At 62.6% G+C, this 15,770-nt stretch carries 15 protein-coding genes; 8 read left to right on the plus strand and 7 right to left on the minus strand.

The window, feature by feature from the left end; genetic code table 11:
* Window positions 1–15: 15 nt before the first annotated feature.
* Window positions 16–723: an exonuclease domain-containing protein gene (locus AC19YY_RS08740; protein ID WP_172313574.1), complete on the minus strand. Its 708-nt coding sequence runs from the start codon at window positions 721–723 to the stop codon at window positions 16–18.
* Window positions 720–2,642 carry a putative nucleotidyltransferase substrate binding domain-containing protein gene (locus tag AC19YY_RS08745; RefSeq protein WP_169953746.1) on the minus strand — a complete coding sequence of 641 codons (1,923 nt, stop codon included), beginning with the start codon at window positions 2,640–2,642 and terminating at the stop codon, window positions 720–722. Before AC19YY_RS08745 ends, AC19YY_RS08740 begins: the two co-directional genes overlap by 4 nt.
* 247 nt (window positions 2,643–2,889) lie before the next feature.
* Here AC19YY_RS08745 and AC19YY_RS08750 point away from each other — a divergent pair, with 247 nt between their 5' ends.
* Complete coding sequence (locus AC19YY_RS08750; RefSeq protein ID WP_169953748.1) at window positions 2,890–3,336, plus strand: response regulator; 447 nt, start codon at window positions 2,890–2,892, stop codon at window positions 3,334–3,336.
* Between the two features lie 128 nt (window positions 3,337–3,464).
* On the plus strand, window positions 3,465–3,854 hold the full coding sequence (locus AC19YY_RS08755; protein WP_169953750.1) for a hypothetical protein: 390 nt from the start codon (window positions 3,465–3,467) through the stop codon (window positions 3,852–3,854).
* Window positions 3,855–3,920: 66 nt separating this feature from the next.
* On the opposite strand, the gene AC19YY_RS08760 is transcribed toward AC19YY_RS08755, so the two are convergent.
* Entirely contained in the window at window positions 3,921–6,098 is a 2,178-nt protein-coding gene (locus AC19YY_RS08760) for a malate synthase G (protein ID WP_500604065.1), read from the minus strand.
* 480 nt (window positions 6,099–6,578) lie between these two features.
* On the opposite strand from AC19YY_RS08760, the gene AC19YY_RS08765 reads away from it, so the two are divergent.
* Entirely contained in the window at window positions 6,579–7,097 is a 519-nt protein-coding gene (locus AC19YY_RS08765; protein ID WP_057440288.1) for a glycine cleavage system transcriptional repressor, read from the plus strand.
* A 222-nt stretch (window positions 7,098–7,319) separates the two neighbouring features.
* On the opposite strand, the gene rarD is transcribed toward AC19YY_RS08765, so the two are convergent.
* From rarD to AC19YY_RS08785, 4 genes are all read right to left on the minus strand, one after another.
* Entirely contained in the window at window positions 7,320–8,204 is an 885-nt protein-coding gene (gene rarD / locus AC19YY_RS08770) for an EamA family transporter RarD (protein ID WP_128593318.1), read from the minus strand.
* A gap of 162 nt (window positions 8,205–8,366) precedes the next feature.
* On the minus strand, window positions 8,367–9,341 hold the full coding sequence (locus AC19YY_RS08775; protein WP_032858595.1) for a serine/threonine protein kinase: 975 nt from the start codon (window positions 9,339–9,341) through the stop codon (window positions 8,367–8,369).
* Window positions 9,342–9,466: 125 nt separating this feature from the next.
* Window positions 9,467–10,231, minus strand: coding sequence for a TOBE domain-containing protein (locus AC19YY_RS08780; RefSeq protein ID WP_170042275.1), 765 nt, complete (start codon window positions 10,229–10,231; stop codon window positions 9,467–9,469).
* A gap of 65 nt (window positions 10,232–10,296) precedes the next feature.
* Window positions 10,297–11,034, minus strand: coding sequence for a ComFC family protein (locus AC19YY_RS08785; protein ID WP_500604066.1), 738 nt, complete (start codon window positions 11,032–11,034; stop codon window positions 10,297–10,299).
* A gap of 92 nt (window positions 11,035–11,126) precedes the next feature.
* On the opposite strand from AC19YY_RS08785, the gene bioB reads away from it, so the two are divergent.
* The 5 genes from bioB to bioD all read left to right on the plus strand — a co-directional run bounded on the left by bioB (window position 11,127) and on the right by bioD (window position 15,723).
* A complete protein-coding gene (bioB, locus tag AC19YY_RS08790; protein WP_500604067.1) occupies window positions 11,127–12,182 on the plus strand; it encodes a biotin synthase BioB in 1,056 nt (351 codons plus the stop codon).
* 156 nt (window positions 12,183–12,338) lie between these two features.
* Complete coding sequence (gene bioF / locus AC19YY_RS08795) at window positions 12,339–13,517, plus strand: 8-amino-7-oxononanoate synthase (RefSeq protein ID WP_500604068.1); 1,179 nt, start codon at window positions 12,339–12,341, stop codon at window positions 13,515–13,517.
* Window positions 13,510–14,241 carry an alpha/beta fold hydrolase gene (locus AC19YY_RS08800; protein ID WP_500604069.1) on the plus strand — a complete coding sequence of 244 codons (732 nt, stop codon included), beginning with the start codon at window positions 13,510–13,512 and terminating at the stop codon, window positions 14,239–14,241. Before bioF ends, AC19YY_RS08800 begins: the two co-directional genes overlap by 8 nt.
* Window positions 14,234–15,046, plus strand: a complete 813-nt coding sequence (bioC, locus tag AC19YY_RS08805) for a malonyl-ACP O-methyltransferase BioC (protein WP_500604070.1) — start codon at window positions 14,234–14,236, stop codon at window positions 15,044–15,046. The genes AC19YY_RS08800 and bioC overlap by 8 nt, the downstream gene beginning before the upstream one ends.
* Window positions 15,043–15,723 carry a dethiobiotin synthase gene (gene bioD, locus AC19YY_RS08810; protein WP_500604071.1) on the plus strand — a complete coding sequence of 227 codons (681 nt, stop codon included), beginning with the start codon at window positions 15,043–15,045 and terminating at the stop codon, window positions 15,721–15,723. The genes bioC and bioD overlap by 4 nt, the downstream gene beginning before the upstream one ends.
* Window positions 15,724–15,770: the final 47 nt, after the last annotated feature.

Consider the following 15,770-nt stretch of genomic DNA (forward strand, 5'->3'; position numbering starts at 1 on the left):
GTCGGGTGATGCTTCCTATAGGGAGGGGGCCTGCTTGCGGCGTTTCCATTGGCTCAGGCGCTGTTGCAGTGCCGCCGGGCTGTCCAGCCCCTGCTGGCGGGCGCGGCTGAACAGAATCAACATCAATTCAGCGGTGGCCAGGGCGTCGGCGCTGGCGTGATGGCGTTCGCCGACTTGCAGGTTGAAATGGCCGACCCAGTCATCCAGGCCCGCTTCGCGAATATGCGCCTGCGGGCACAGCAGCGGCGCCAGGTCCGCCACGTCGAGGAATGGATGAGCCAGGCGGTACCCCAGGCTGTCCTTGAGCGCGCGCCCAAGCATGTGTTGGTCGAACGGGGCATGGAACGCCAGCAGCGGGCTGTCGCCGACAAAATCCATGAAGTCCAGCAACGCCTCGGCCGGATCGCAACCGGCGGCGATCGCACTGGGGCCGAGGCCGTGGATCAGTACGCTGGGGCTGAGTTTGGTTTGAGCCCGTAGCAGGGTGCGTTCGAACTGCTGGGAAAAGTCGATGGCACCGTCTTCAATGACCACCGCGCCAATCGACAGCACCAGGTCACGATTGAGGTTCAGGCCGCTGGTTTCCAGGTCGAGGACGACCCAGCGCTGCTCGCGCAAGCTGTGTTCGCCGAGCGCCTTGGGGGCGGCCAGGTGTTGCAGGCGCGCCTGTTGACCGGCATCCAGGCCCGGCCGCGCAGGGCGCAGCCAACTGAACAGGCTCACAGTTGATACCTCAGGGCCAGGCTGCTTTGCAGGCGCTGGGCCTGGCGCAGGGATTCACGCAGGATGCGCCGGTCCAGATGGTTGAGGCTGTCGGGGTCGACCCGGTTGGAGTACGGCTGGTTCTCGCGGGTCTGCAACTGGTGCTGCTGCATGCGGGTTTGCTGGATAAAGTGGTAGGCCTCTTCATAGGCCGCGCCGTCCAGGCGTTCGATCACCTCGTGCTCCACCAGTTGGCGTAAACGCTCCAGGGTGTTGTTGGCGGCGATCCCGTTAGCCAGGGCCAACAGGCGTGCGCCATCGACGAAGGGCGTCAAACCCTGCACCTTGAGGTCCAGGGTGGCCTTGTCCGAGCCCTTGCGCGTCAGCACGAAGTCACGGAAGCGCCCCACCGGCGGGCGCTGGCGCAAGGCGTTCTCGGCCATCATCCGCTGGAACAGGCGATTGTCCGCGACCTGGTCAAGAATGCCCTGGCGCAGTTGCTCGCAACCCTGTTCATCGCCCCACACCACCCGCAGGTCGAAGTAGATGCTGGATTTGAGCAGGTTCTCAGGCGTCGCCTCGCGGATAAACGCCGCAAAACGCCGGGCCCACTCGGCGCGGGACAGGCACAGTTCGGGGTTGCCGGCCATGATATTGCCCTTGCACAGGGTAAAGCCGCACAGCGCCAGGCTCTGGTTGATCTGCTGCGCCAGCGGCAACAGCAGGCCGCGAATCTCGGCCGCATGGGCCGCGTCACGGGCGTCGAACAGAATGCCGTTGTCCTGGTCGGTGTGCAGCGTCTGTTCGCGGCGGCCTTCGCTGCCGAAACACAGCCAACTGAACGGCACGCCGGGGTCGCCCTTGTCGGCGATGCTCAGCTCGATGACCCGGCACACCGTGTGGTCGTTGAGCAGGGTGATGATATGGGTGATCTGGGTCGAGGACGCGCCATGGGCCAGCATGCGTTCGACCAACTGGCCGATTTCGCCACGGATCGCCACCAGGTTGTCGACCCGGGGCGCGTTGCGGATGGTACGCGCCAGGTGCACCAGGTCGACCCGTTGCAGGGAAAACAGATCGCGCTCGGACACCACGCCACACAGGCGCCGATCCTTGACCAGGCACACGTGGGCGATATGCCGTTCGGTCATGGCAATCGCGGCATCAAATGCGCTGTGATCCGGGCTGAGGAAAAACGGCGCCTGGGTCATGTGCTGTTCGATGGCCTGGCTGAAGTCGCTGGTGCCATCGGCGACCACCTGGCGCAGGTCGCGCAGGGTGAAGATCCCCAGGGGCGCCTTGTGTTCATCGACCACCACGATGCTGCCGACCTGCTGCTCGTGCATCAGCGTGACCGCCTCGCGCAGCGGCGTCAGCGGGCTGCACGTCACCGGGTGGCGCATGGCCAACTCGCCCAGGCGGGTGTTCAACGAGTATTGGGTACCGAGGGTTTCCACGGCCTTTTGCTGCACCTGCTGGTTGACCTGGTCCAACAGGCTGCTGACCCCGCGCAAGGCAAAATCACGGAACGGGCTGGACAGGGCAAACAGCTTGATAAAGGCCGGCTTGTTCAATTGCAGGCAGAAGGTATCTTCGGCGGCCTTGTGCTCGGTGCGGGTCGCCCGCTCCCCCAGCAGCGCGGCCAGGGGGAAGCATTCGCCGGTGGTGATTTCGAAGGTGGTTTGCGCCGAATCCGGCCGCTCGCCCACCACACGCCCTTGCTTGACGATGTAGAAGTGCTCCACGGGGCCTGCCGAAGGCTTGAGAATGCTCTCGCCGGGGCCATAGAAGCGCAATTGGCACTGTTCCACCAGAAACGCCAGGTGGGCGTTTTCCATTTGGTTGAACGGCGGGAAGCGTTGCAGGAATTGCAGGGTGCCGTGAATGTTCTGCAACACCGCAGTTTTCCCTGCCTGGGTGAAAGCATCAGCTTTACTCATAACCATGACCGCAGTTTTTTTGTCGTTATCGTCCCTCATGGTCGACCCCCACGCGGCGGGTGCCCATTGGACGTAAGTCTAGGTAGCTATCCGGCCTTCAATGACTAGGGAAAAACCTTACATGAATATGGTCCAAACCCCGTAGATCTCCCACTAGGAAATCTATCCGACGAAGTGCACATTGTTCGCCCTTCCGGCGATGTCTGACTTCTGTGCTGGGAGATTGAGAGAAACTGCCGAGAAATCTATGCCCGACCAAGATATTTTGAGTGATGCCGAGCGCGAGGCGCTGAGCGCCGTGATGCTGGAGCCTGATCTACCGCCGCAACGGGTGCTGATCGTCGATGACGATAAAGACGCCCGTGAACTGCTGGCGGAAATTCTCGGGCTCGATGGCATTCGCTGCATGACGGCGGACAGTGGCGAGGCGGCATGGCAACTGCTCAATTCCAGTACCTCCATCGGGTTGTTGATCACGGATCTGCGCATGGCGCCCAGCAATGGCCTGGAGTTGATCCGAAAAGTGCGTGGCTCCACCCGCGCGGCGTTGCCGATCATCATCATGTCGGGGGATGCCGAGGCGCCGGATGTTATTGATGCGATGCATTTGAGCGTGGTGGACTTTTTGCTCAAGCCGATTGATAGCGTGAAGTTGGCGAAGATGGTCAAGCGCGAGTTGGGGATGGCTCCGTAGCCGAGGGACCGTTGGTCGGCACTGTCAGATTTCACAGTATCGGGTGTTTGAGGGGGGCCTGTTTAATCGTTGAGAGGGTGCTGGTTTGGGACCGGTGCCCCAACTAATGAAGCGAACAGGAGTTCACCATGAGTAATGCATGTAATGGCACCACAACAGTCGAAGCGAATATCTCGGCGCGTGTAAATGGACACGATAACCTTTTTTATCCGAATCAATTTTCTGGCTCGTCATCTGGGGTGCTGCTGGTCGCGACCAGTGATACTACGCACCTGGGAATTAACTACGGCCAGACCCTGGGGCAGGGGACTCATACGTTGCCGCATACGCAATTTCAAATAGATTATCTGGATCCTGCTGGACGCACATTTACTCACTCGGTTGGAGGCACTATCCAGGTGAAAGTGGTCGGTAATGTGCATTCGGGCACGTTGACCGGCGTTACAGTTGATGGAACGGGTTCTGGGGCTGGCTCGCAGGCCGTAATTTCGGGTACCTACGTCATTATTGTCAGTTAAGTCTTGCTACACGGCCTATAAAAAGCCCCGGCCATATGACCAGGGCTTTTTCATTTCAGTGACCCGTTACAAACCATTCCTGGCCTTGAACTCCCGCCGCCGACGATGCAACACCGGCTCGGTATAACCATTGGGCTGCTGGGTCCCTTCAATCACCAACTCCACCGCGGCCTGGAACGCGATATTGCTGTCGAAGTCCGGAGCCAGCGGGCGGTACAGCGCATCCCCGGCGTTCTGCCGATCCACTACCGGCGCCATGCGCTTGAGGCTTTCCATGACCTGGGCCTGGCTGACCACGCCATGGCGCAACCAGTTGGCGATGTGCTGGCTGGAGATACGCAGGGTGGCGCGGTCTTCCATCAGGCCTACATCGTTGATGTCCGGCACTTTCGAGCAACCCACGCCCTGGTCGATCCAGCGCACCACATAACCGAGGATGCCCTGGGCGTTGTTGTCCAGTTCGTTGCGGATTTCTTCCTCGGACCAGTCGGTATTCTGCGCCAGGGGGATGGTGAGGATATCGTCCACCGAAGCGCGTTCGCGCTTGGCCAGTTCGGCCTGGCGGGCAAAGACGTCGACCTTGTGATAATGCAGCGCGTGCAGCGCAGCGGCGGTCGGCGACGGTACCCACGCAGTGTTGGCGCCCGCCAGCGGGTGCGCGATCTTCTGCTCGAGCATCGCGGCCATCAGGTCGGGCATGGCCCACATGCCTTTACCGATCTGCGCACGGCCTTGCAGGCCGGTGCTCAAGCCGATATCGACGTTCCAGTTTTCGTAGGCGCCGATCCACTTTTCGGCCTTCATCGCGGCCTTGCGCACCATCGCGCCAGCTTCCATGGAGGTGTGGATTTCGTCGCCGGTACGGTCGAGGAAGCCGGTGTTGATAAACACCACGCGCTCGCTGGCCGCTTTGATACAGGCCTTGAGGTTGACCGTGGTGCGGCGCTCCTCGTCCATGATCCCGACTTTCAGGGTGTTGCGCGGCAGGTTCAGCACGTCTTCGATGCGCCCGAACAGCTCGTTGGTGAACGCCGCTTCTTCCGGGCCGTGCATTTTCGGCTTGACGATGTACACCGAGCCGGTGCGGCTGTTCTTGCGGCTGTTGTTGCCATTGAGGCTGTGGATCGCGGCCAGGCTGGTGATCAGGCCGTCGAGGATGCCTTCGGGCACTTCATTGCCCTGGGCATCGAGGATCGCGTCGATGGTCATCAGGTGGCCAACGTTACGCACGAACAACAGCGAGCGACCATGCAAGGTCACCGCGTTGCCATCGACACCGGTGTAGGTGCGGTCGGCGTTCATGGTACGGGTGAAGGTCTTGCCGCCCTTGGCCACTTCTTCGGCCAGGTCGCCCTTCATCAGGCCGAGCCAGTTGCGGTAGATCACCACTTTGTCATCGGCATCGACGGCGGCCACCGAGTCTTCGCAGTCCATGATGGTGGTCAGCGCGGCTTCCATCAGGATGTCTTTGACGCCGGCGGCGTCGGTCTGGCCGACCGGGGTGCTGGCGTCGACCTGGATTTCGAAATGCAGGCCGTTGTGCTTCAACAAAATTGCGATGGGCTGGGCGGCATCGCCCTGGTAGCCGATCAACTGGGCATCGCTGCGCAGGCCGCTGTTGCTGCCGCCCTTGAGGCTGACTATCAGCTTGCCATCGACAATCTTGTAGCCGGTGGAGTCGACATGGCTGCCGGCGGTGAGCGGTGCGGCTTCGTCGAGGAACGCACGGGCGAAGGCGATAACCTTGTCACCGCGCACCTTGTTGTAGCCCTGGCCTTTCTCGGCGCCGTTGGCTTCGCTGATGGCATCGGTGCCATACAGCGCGTCGTACAGCGAGCCCCAGCGGGCGTTGGAGGCGTTGAGGGCGAACCGCGCATTCATCACCGGCACCACCAGCTGGGGGCCGGCCATGCGGGCGATTTCGTCATCGACGTTTTGGGTGGTCGCTTGGAAATCCGCCGCTTCTGGCAGCAGGTAGCCAATATCTTGCAGGAAGGCTTTGTAGGCCACCGCGTCGTGGGCCTGGCCGGCGTGGGTCTGGTGCCAGGCATCGATCCGCGCTTGGAAATCGTCGCGTTTGGCGAGTAGGGCTTTGTTCTTCGGTGCCAGGTCGTGGATGACCTTGTCGGCACCGGCCCAGAACTGGTCGGCGGTCAGGCCGGTACCGGGAATGGCTTCGTTGTTCACGAAGTCGAACAGGACTTTGGCGACCTGCAGGCCACCGACTTGAACGTGTTCAGTCATTGCTTGCCTCACTCTGCGGAGCTAATTCGCTTTTCAGCTTTTCAATTTACCAATGAAGCCTCTGGCCATTTAAACCACAAACCCAAGGCACCAGTACATGCCATCAACGGCGGCTGGGCGGTTCCAATCAACGGCGCAAGGCTTGCTGACGGGGTGTTCGGGGTTCTGACGGCGCCTGGGCAGACATCGACCTAACGTTATGTAGTGCGCGCCGAGGCATACTACATGATGAGTTGCGGTTGTGAAAATTAGACTAAATACGTCGTTTAACGACCCACTTTGGTTGTACGGTCACAGCGGGGCATGGGATGTTCTCAAAAAACCAATAGATTGTTCCAGATAAATATAAAAATGGTACACGATTTGTTTTTCTTCACTGCCATGGGATCAACGCGGAAGCTGGCTTGCCTGCGATGGTTCCCGGCTCCTACATGAGCACATCTGCCTATACTGGCTAATCCATAAAAGAGGGCTGTTGCCATGGACCATCTCGTACTCACCGTGATCGCCGCCGACAAACCCGGCGTAGTCGAACGTGTTGCCCACTGCATTGCCGAGCGCGGTGGCAACTGGCTGGAAAGTCGCATGGCTCATATGGCCGGGCAATTTGCCGGGATCCTGCGGGTCAGCGTGCCGATGGAAAACCGCAGCGAGTTGGTCAGCGCCCTGGAGGACTTGTCTACCCATGGCATCCGTGTGCTGGTGGGCGAGAGCAGCGGCGCGCAGGCATCGGCGAGCAAGCCGATCCTGATGACCCTGGTGGGCAATGACCGGCCGGGGATCGTGCGCGAGATCACCGCACTGTTGAGCAAGCAAGGGGTCAACCTGGAACGCCTGAGCACCGACGTGCGCCCGGCGCCCATGAGCAGCGACCCGTTGTTTCACGCCGAAGCTGCGTTGGCCGTGCCGTCCAGCCTGGCGCTGGACACGCTGCAAGCCGCCCTGGAAACCCTGGCCGATGATTTGATGGTGGAGTTGCAGCTGCGCAGCGAGGAATAACCGTCCACAGGGTTGTTCATGGAAATCTTGCATGGGCCTGTGGATAAGCTGTAGAGACCCGGCGCCAGGCCACGCCGGCCGTGGCTTGTGGCGCCTTGAGCAAAAAACGAGCAATTTCAACGGCTTGTGCACAAACGCCGGGGATCAGGTTGTGGATAACCTTGGGGTGAAACCCTGCAAGCCACACCGGCCGTGGCTTGTAGGGTTTTGTACGTTATTTGATCAGCGTTTGCGCAGGCTGAGCCACGCATCAACGCTGTAGACCGCCAGCCCCGCCCAGATAAACACAAAGGCCACCAGGCTGGCTGGCGTCATGTGTTCGTCGAACAGCAGTACCGCCTGCAGCAGCACCAGGGTCGGTGCCAGGTACTGTAGGAAACCGAGGGTGGTGTAGGGCAAATGCCGCGCCGCAGCGTTGAAACACACCAGTGGGATCAACGTCACCGGGCCTGCAGCCACCAGCCACCAGGCTTCGGAAGTGCTCCAGAACGCTAGGTTGGCACTATGGGCGGTGGGGTTGAGCAGCAGCCACGCCAGGGCGATCGGCACCAGCATCCAGGTTTCCACCACCAGCCCGGGCAGCGCCTTGACCGGCGCCTGCTTGCGGATCAAGCCGTAGAAGCCAAAGGTCAGCGCCAGCACCAGCGAGACCCACGGCAGACTCCCCACCTGCCACACCTGTTGCGCCACACCCACGGCGGCCAGCCCGACGGCCACCCATTGCAGGCGCCGCAGGCGCTCGCCAAGCAGCAGCATGCCCAGCAGCACGTTGACCAGCGGGTTGATGTAGTACCCCAGGCTGGCTTCGAGCATGCGCCCACTGTTGACCGACCACACATAGGTCAGCCAGTTGCCCGCGATCAACGAGCCGCTCAACGCCAGGATCGCCAGGCGCTTGGGGTTGTCCCGTAGTTCGCGCCACCAGCCGGGGTGTTTCCACACCAGCAGCAGCAAACCGCCGAACAGCGCCGACCACAGCACGCGGTGGACGATGATTTCGGCAGCCGGCACGCTGGCGATGGCTTTGAAGTAGAGCGGGAACAGGCCCCAGATGACGTAGGCACTCAGGCCCAGGATGTACCCGCGACGCGGGTTGGCGGCTTGCATGCAGAATCCTTGCTTAGGCAACTAACAATGCGGCGATTGTAAGGATGTTTGTCAGCAAATGTGTGCTGAAAACTCAATCGCCACAAAACTTGCCGGCGATGGCGCCCTCGGGTTGGGGGGCTGTTGAGGATGCCATCGCCAGCAAGCCGGCTCCTACCGGGGTCAGAACAATTTCAGGGGTTCTTCGTTGAGTGCAGACAGTTGCTCGCGCAGCGCCAGCACCTGGTCGCCCCAGTACCGTTCGCTGCCGAACCACGGGAAGCTGTGGGGGAACGCCGGGTCATCCCAGCGCCGCGCCAGCCAGGCGCTGTAGTGCATCAGGCGCAGGGCGCGCAGGGGTTCGATCAGCGCCAGTTCGCGGGGATCGAAATCGTGGAATTCCTGGTAGCCGTCCATCAGTTCCGACAGCTGCCCCAGGCATTCCTGCCGATCGCCGGCCAGCATCATCCACAGATCCTGCACCGCCGGGCCCATGCGGCAGTCGTCGAGGTCGACGATATGGAACATCTCGTCGCGACACATCATGTTGCCGGGGTGGCAGTCGCCATGCATGCGGATGTTCTTGTGTGGCGTGGCGCTGTACACATCCTCAACGCGCTTGAGCAGGTCGCGGGCCACGGATTCGTAGGCGGGCAACAGGCTCTTGGGGATGAAATTGCCTTCGAGCAAGGTGTTCAGGGAGTCATGGCCGAAGTTCTTCACGCCCAGGGCTTCGCGGTGCTCGAAAGGGCGGGTGGCGCCGACAGCATGCAAGCGCCCAAGCAACTGCCCGAGGCGGTACAACTGATCGAGATTGCCTGGCTCCGGCGCCCGGCCACCACGGCGGGGGAACAGGGTGAAACGGAAACCCGCGTGTTCGAACAGGCTTTCGCCGTTGTGGATCATCGGCGCCACGACCGGGACTTCGCACTCGGCCAGTTCGAAGGTGAAGCGGTGTTCTTCGAGGATTGCCTCGTTGGTCCAGCGCTGGGGCCGGTAGAACTTGGCGATCAGCGGCTCGGAGTCTTCGATGCCGACTTGATAGACACGATTCTCGTAGCTGTTGAGCGCCAAGACGCGGGCGTCGCTGAGAAAACCGATGCTTTCGACAGCGTCGAGAACCAGGTCGGGGGTCAATGTTTCAAACGGGTGGGCCATGCGAACTCCTGCGCGCAGCAGGTCGCCGCGTCCGGCCGGGTATGGTAGCGCACCGGGCCGTGGATAGGTGGCGCGTGTGCCATCGTGTGGGAGCGGGCTTGCCCGCGATGGGCCCTGAAGATCAGCTAAACCGGCGTGCCCAACAACACATTGCTCGGCGCAAACTGCACCTGAACCTGCGTGCCTTCACCCGCCCCCAGCGCCTTGAGCTGCTCGGGCGCTGCCAACGCGCACAGCACCAGGCCACTGGGCAAGACAATGCGCACCTCACTGGGCCCATCATCGGCATCAAGGATGGCCTCGACCTGGCCGCCCATGCAGTTAAACCCAGGCACCGGCGCCTGGTCAGCCGCGATCAGCTCCAGCCAGCCAGCCTTGATCAAGGCCACTACTTGCGTACCGGTTTCCAGTTCCAGGCGCAGGGTGCTGTCATGGGTGATCTGGGCATCGAGGGTCAAGCCACCGGCCAACTCCAGGCGTACTCGATCATTGCGGCCGTGGCTGTCGATGGCGACCACCTGGCCATGCAATTGATTACGCGCGCTGGTGCGCAGCATCAGGCGGCCCAGCAGGTTGAGGTCGCTGGCGTCTTCGGCGGCCTCCAACACCTGGGCTTGCAGGGTTTGCAGGCGCTGATACAGGCGCAACACCCGCTCACCTTCTGCCGAAAGTCGCGCACCACCGCCGCCCTTGCCGCCGACGCTGCGCTCGACCAGGGGCTTTTGCGCCAGGTTGTTCAGCTCATCGATGGCATCCCACGCGGCCTTGTAGCTCAAGCCGGCACTTTTTGCGGCGCGGGTGATGGAGCCTTGCTCGGCGATATGTTGCAGCAAGGCGATGCGCTGCGGGCGGCGGACAATATGTTGGCTCAACAGGGACGGTAAAGGCATGGCGAACGGCTGCACACTGGCTTGGAATACCCGGGACGTTGCGGGCACGCGCCGCCAGAGTCAAGTCATGTGCCGGGCTTGGGCGTGCGCGCCAGGCAATACACGTCGACCTGGCGCGCACCGGCCTGCATCAGCAGGCGGGCCAGGCTGTGGGCGGTGGCGCCGGTGGTCAGCACATCGTCCACCAGGGCCAGATGCTGGCCCTGCACCTGTGCGCCGGGGGCCAGGGCAAAGGCCTTGAGTAGGTTGCGCTGGCGCTGTTTGGCGTCCAGCTGTTGCTGGGCAACGGTGTCATGGGGGCGCAACAGCAGGTGTTCATCCAGGGGCAGGTCCAGGTCCCGGCTCAGCCAGCGGGCGAGCATGGCGGCCTGGTTGTAGCCGCGTTGGCGCAGGCGTTTAGCGGCCATCGGCACCGGGAGTAGGCGGTCGGGGCGGGCCAGTTCGGTGTTGTCGAAGCGGTCTTGCAGGCATTGGCGCAACAAGCTCGCCAGCATCTGCCCTAGCGGCCATCTGCCCTGGTGCTTGAAGCGGCTGATCAGGCTGTCCAGCGGAAAGCCATAGGTCCAAGGCGCGACCACTTGCCTGAATGCAGGCTGCGAGCGCTGGCATTGGCCGCAGACCAGCCCGCTGATCGGCAAGGGCAGGGCGCACACCTCGCAGCCGTCCGTCAGCCACGGCAGGTCGATTTCGCAGGTATTGCACAGGGTCGCGGCTGAATGTGTGGCTTCATCGCAGAGTAGGCATGTCTGGTTGCTTTTTAACCAGATGTAAACCTCGTGTTTGTTGTCAGGTTGACAGTGCATGAATCTTCCTTAAATATGCCGAGCATCCGTGTCGTGCCTGTGGGTATTGCCCTACCCACAGCGCTTGCCCAAGCATAAACAAGGAATCGCCCATGAGCGCCAGCCTCACTGCCACCTTGCGTCACGACTGGTCTTTGGCCGAAGTCAAAGCCCTGTTCGTCCAGCCGTTCAATGACCTGTTGTTCCAGGCGCAGACCGTGCACCGCGCGCACTTCGATGCCAACCGCGTGCAGGTGTCCACCTTGCTGTCGATCAAGACCGGCGCCTGCCCGGAAGATTGCAAATATTGTCCGCAGTCGGGCCACTACAACACCGGCCTGGAAAAAGAAAAGCTGATGGAAGTGCAGAAGGTCCTCGAAGAGGCTGCGCGCGCCAAGGCCATCGGTTCGACCCGCTTCTGCATGGGCGCGGCCTGGAAGCACCCGTCGGCCAAAGACATGCCTTACGTGTTGCAGATGGTCAAAGGGGTGAAGGCCATGGGCCTGGAAACCTGCATGACCCTCGGGCGTCTTGACCAGGACCAGACCGAGGCCCTGGCCCAGGCCGGCCTGGACTACTACAACCACAACCTGGATACGTCGCCGGAGTTCTACGGCTCGATCATCACCACCCGCACCTACAGCGAGCGCCTGCAAACCCTGGCGTATGTACGTGATTCGGGGATGAAGATCTGCTCGGGCGGCATCCTCGGCATGGGCGAGTCCCTGGACGACCGCGCCAACCTGCTGATCCAACTGGCCAACCTGCCGGAGCATCCGGAGTCGGTACCCATCAACATGCTGGTCAAGGTGGCCGGTACGCCGTTGGAGAATGCCGAGGATATCGACCCGTTCGACTTTATCCGCATGCTCGCCGTGGCGCGCATCCTGATGCCGCAATCCCATGTGCGCCTGTCTGCTGGCCGCGAAGCGATGAACGAGCAGATGCAGGCCCTGGCGTTTTTTGCCGGTGCCAACTCGATCTTCTATGGCGATAAATTGCTCACCACATCCAACCCGCAGGCGGACAAGGACATGCAACTGTTCTCGCGCCTGGGCATCCTGCCCGAAGCCCGCGAAGAACATGCCGATGAAGTGCACGAGGCGGCGATTGAGCAGGCGTTGGTCGAGCAGAAAAGCAGCGAGCAGTTCTACAACGCTGCCGTCTGAACCCCTTCTCCCTATTGGAATGCAATCCAAATGTGGGAGCTGGCTTGCCCGCGATAGCGACCTATCAGTCACCTGATTGATCGACTGACCCTGCGATATCGCAGGCAAGCCAGCTCCCACAGTGGGTCGGATTCAACCTGATTTATCGAGGCCAGCATGTCTTTCGATCTCGCCGCGCGCCTCGCTGCCCGCCGTACAGACCATCTCTACCGCCAGCGCCCGCTGCTGCAAAGCCCCCAGGGCCCGCAGGTGGTGGTGGACGGCCAGCCGTTATTGGCCTTTTGCAACAACGACTACCTGGGCCTGGCCAATCACCCGCAAGTCATCGAGGCCTGGCAGGCCGGCGCGGCCCGTTGGGGCGTGGGCGGTGGCGCCTCGCACTTGGTGGTTGGCCACAGCACCCCGCACCATGAGTTAGAGGAAGCGCTGGCCGAGTTCACCGGGCGCCCGCGTGCGCTGCTGTTCACCACCGGTTACATGGCCAACCTCGGTGCCGTCACCGCCTTGGTGGGGCAGGGCGATACGGTGCTCGAAGACCGGCTCAACCACGCGTCCCTGCTGGATGCGGGTTTACTGTCCGGTGCGCGCTTCAATCGCTATCTGCACAACGATGCGGTCAGCCTGGCGAAGCGCCTGGAAAAGGCCTGCGGCAATACCCTGGTGGTGACCGACGGCGTGTTCAGCATGGACGGCGACCTGGCGGACCTGCCGGCCCTGGCCCGCGAAACCCGGGCCAAAGGCGCGTGGTTGATGGTGGATGACGCCCATGGCTTCGGACCGCTGGGCGCCACGGGCGGCGGGATCGTCGAGCATTTCGGCCTGAGCCAGGAGGATGTGCCGGTACTGGTCGGCACCCTGGGCAAGGCATTCGGGACCGCCGGGGCGTTTGTGGCTGGCAGTGAGGATCTGGTCGAAAGCCTGATCCAGTTCGCCCGCCCGTACATCTACACCACCAGCCAACCGCCGGCGCTGGCCTGCGCGACCCTGAAAAGCCTGGCGCTGCTGCGCAGCGAGCACTGGCGGCGCGAGCATCTGCGCACGCTGATCCGCCAGTTCCGCCAGGGCGCCGAACAGATCGGCCTGGCGTTGATGGACAGCTTCACGCCGATCCAGCCGATCATGGTTGGCGACAGTGGCCGGGCGATGCGCCTGTCACAGATGCTGCGCGAGCGCGGGATTATGGTCACAGCCATCCGCCCGCCCACGGTTCCAGCCGGCAGCGCGCGCTTGCGCGTGACACTGACGGCGGCCCACAGCGAGGCGCAGGTGCAGCTATTGTTAAACGCATTGGACGAGTGTTTCCGCTTGTCAGGCCGGGAGTCCGACCATGCGTGACCGACTGATATTGCTTCCCGGCTGGGGCCTGGGTGTCTCGCCGCTGGAGCCCTTGGCCGCCGCCTTGCGCGGCCTGGACGAGCGCCTGCGGGTGGATATCGAACCACTGCCGGTGCTGCCGGGCGGCGACCTGAACGAATGGCTCGACGAACTCGACGCCACCTTGCCGGATAACGCCTGGCTGGGCGGCTGGTCGTTGGGCGGGATGCTCGCCTCTGAGTTGGCGGCACGGCGCGGCGAGCGCTGCTGCGGCTTGCTGACCTTGGCCAGCAACCCCTGTTTTGTGGCGCATGAGGGCTGGCCCAATGGGATGGCGGCGCAGGCTTTCGATGGGTTCCTGGCCGGCTGCCATGCCGATTCGCAAGTCACCCTCAAACGCTTCGGCCTGCTGTGCGCCAAGGGTGCGCAAGACCCACGGGGCATGGCGCGCTTGCTGGTCAGCAGCGCGCCGGCTACCCCGTCCAGTGTATTGATGAGCGGCCTTGAGCTGCTCGCGCAACTGGACACCCGCGAGGCCTTGCAGGCTTTTCGTGGCCCACAGTTGCATCTGTTTGCCGGCCTGGACGAGTTGGTGCCCTGTGAGGCGGCCACTGACCTGTTGAAGTTACTGCCAGATGTTGAAGTCGGTCTGATTGAACAGGCCGGCCACGCTTTCCTACTGGATAACCCCCACGGAGTGGCGGGGGCGATCCAGGCTTTTTTGCATGAGTGCGGTGATGACTGATTTGTCCCATCCTCCACTGCCGGGCGCCTTGCCTGACAAGCGCCAGGTCGCGGCGTCGTTTTCCAGGGCGGCGGCCAGTTATGACAGCGTGGCCGCGTTGCAGCGGGACGTGGGCCGCGAGTTGCTCGGGCGTTTGCCGTCGGCGTTGCAGCCCCGGCGCTGGCTCGACCTGGGCTGCGGCACCGGGTTCTTCAGCCGCGCATTGAACCAGGCGTTTGCCCAGGGCCAAGGCCTGGCGCTGGATATCGCCGAAGGTATGCTCCATCACGCACGGCCCTTGGGCGGTGCCGAGCATTTTATCGCCGGGGATGCCGAGCGCTTGCCGCTACAGGACGGCAGCTGCGAGCTGATTTTTTCCAGCCTGGCGGTGCAGTGGTGTGCCGATTTTGCCGCGGTGCTCAGCGAAGCCCGGCGCGTGCTGCAGCCTGGCGGGGTGCTGGCGTTTGCCAGCCTGTGCGTCGGCACCCTGGATGAGCTGCGCGAAAGTTGGCGGGCGGCGGACGGGATGGTGCACGTCAATCACTTCCGCCCGTTCAGTGCTTATCAACAGCTGTGTGCGGCCAGTGGCTTGCGTGTGGTGAGCCTGGAGCAGCGCCCCCATGTACTGCATTACCCGGATGTGCGCAGCCTGACCCACGAATTGAAAGCCTTGGGCGCGCATAATCTGAACCCGGGACGCCCGGGTGGCTTGACGGGCCGCGCGCGGATTGTTGCACTGGTGCAGGCCTATGAGCAGTTCCGCCAGGCTCAGGGCCTGCCGGCAACCTATCAAGTCGTGTACGCCGTATTGGAGAAACCACTATGAGCGCTGCCTATTTCATTACCGGCACCGACACCGATGTCGGCAAGACCACCGTTGCGGCCGGCCTGCTGCACGCCGCGCGGCAAGCGGGCAAGAGCACGGCCGCCGGCAAGCCGGTGGCCTCGGGCTGTGAAGTGACGCCCCGTGGCTTGCGCAACGCCGATGCCCTGGCCTTGCTGGCCGAGTGCTCGTTGCCGCTTACCTATGCCGAGGTCAATCCACTGGCCTTCGAGCCCGCCATCGCGCCGCACCTGGCGGCCCGTGAAGCTGGCGTGGCGTTGACCGTGCAAGCCCTGCTCAAGCCGATGCAGCACATCCTCGAAAAACACGCGGATTTCACCCTGATCGAAGGTGCAGGTGGCTGGCGCGTGCCGCTGGCTGACCAGGACAACCTGTCGGACTTGGCCAAGGCCTTGCAGCTACCGGTGATCCTCGTGGTGGGCGTGCGCCTGGGCTGTATCAATCACGCACTGTTGAGCGCCGAAGTCATCGCCCGGGACGGTCTGCCGTTGGCGGGCTGGGTAGCCAATATCATCGACCCGAAGACCTCCCGTCTGGAAGAAAACCTCGCCACCTTGGCCGAACGCCTGCCGGCGCCGTGCCTGGGCCGGGTGCCGCGCCTCAAGCAGCCCACGGCCGAAGCGGTGGCCGAGTACCTGCAACTGGACTTGCTTGATTAGTTTTTCCTAGCGATAAGGCATTATGCCATTAGTGTTATTGACGGGCC

Source organism: Pseudomonas sp. MF09156, assembly GCF_059862305.1.

Bases quoted from the DNA above. Each gene is read 5' to 3' on its own strand.
- AC19YY_RS08750 (WP_169953748.1), top strand. From the start codon at position 2,890: ATGCCCGACCAAGATATTTTGAGTGATGCCGAGCGCGAGGCGCTGAGC.
- AC19YY_RS08780 (WP_170042275.1), bottom strand. From the start codon at position 10,231: ATGCCTTTACCGTCCCTGTTGAGCCAACATATTGTCCGCCGCCCGCAG.
- rarD (WP_128593318.1), bottom strand. From the start codon at position 8,204: ATGCAAGCCGCCAACCCGCGTCGCGGGTACATCCTGGGCCTGAGTGCC.
- bioC (WP_500604070.1), top strand. From the start codon at position 14,234: ATGACTGATTTGTCCCATCCTCCACTGCCGGGCGCCTTGCCTGACAAG.
- AC19YY_RS08745 (WP_169953746.1), bottom strand. From the start codon at position 2,642: ATGAGTAAAGCTGATGCTTTCACCCAGGCAGGGAAAACTGCGGTGTTG.
- AC19YY_RS08760 (WP_500604065.1), bottom strand. From the start codon at position 6,098: ATGACTGAACACGTTCAAGTCGGTGGCCTGCAGGTCGCCAAAGTCCTG.
- AC19YY_RS08785 (WP_500604066.1), bottom strand. From the start codon at position 11,034: ATGCACTGTCAACCTGACAACAAACACGAGGTTTACATCTGGTTAAAA.
- bioD (WP_500604071.1), top strand. From the start codon at position 15,043: ATGAGCGCTGCCTATTTCATTACCGGCACCGACACCGATGTCGGCAAG.
- AC19YY_RS08775 (WP_032858595.1), bottom strand. From the start codon at position 9,341: ATGGCCCACCCGTTTGAAACATTGACCCCCGACCTGGTTCTCGACGCT.
- AC19YY_RS08755 (WP_169953750.1), top strand. From the start codon at position 3,465: ATGAGTAATGCATGTAATGGCACCACAACAGTCGAAGCGAATATCTCG.
- AC19YY_RS08765 (WP_057440288.1), top strand. From the start codon at position 6,579: ATGGACCATCTCGTACTCACCGTGATCGCCGCCGACAAACCCGGCGTA.
- AC19YY_RS08800 (WP_500604069.1), top strand. From the start codon at position 13,510: ATGCGTGACCGACTGATATTGCTTCCCGGCTGGGGCCTGGGTGTCTCG.
- bioF (WP_500604068.1), top strand. From the start codon at position 12,339: ATGTCTTTCGATCTCGCCGCGCGCCTCGCTGCCCGCCGTACAGACCAT.
- bioB (WP_500604067.1), top strand. From the start codon at position 11,127: ATGAGCGCCAGCCTCACTGCCACCTTGCGTCACGACTGGTCTTTGGCC.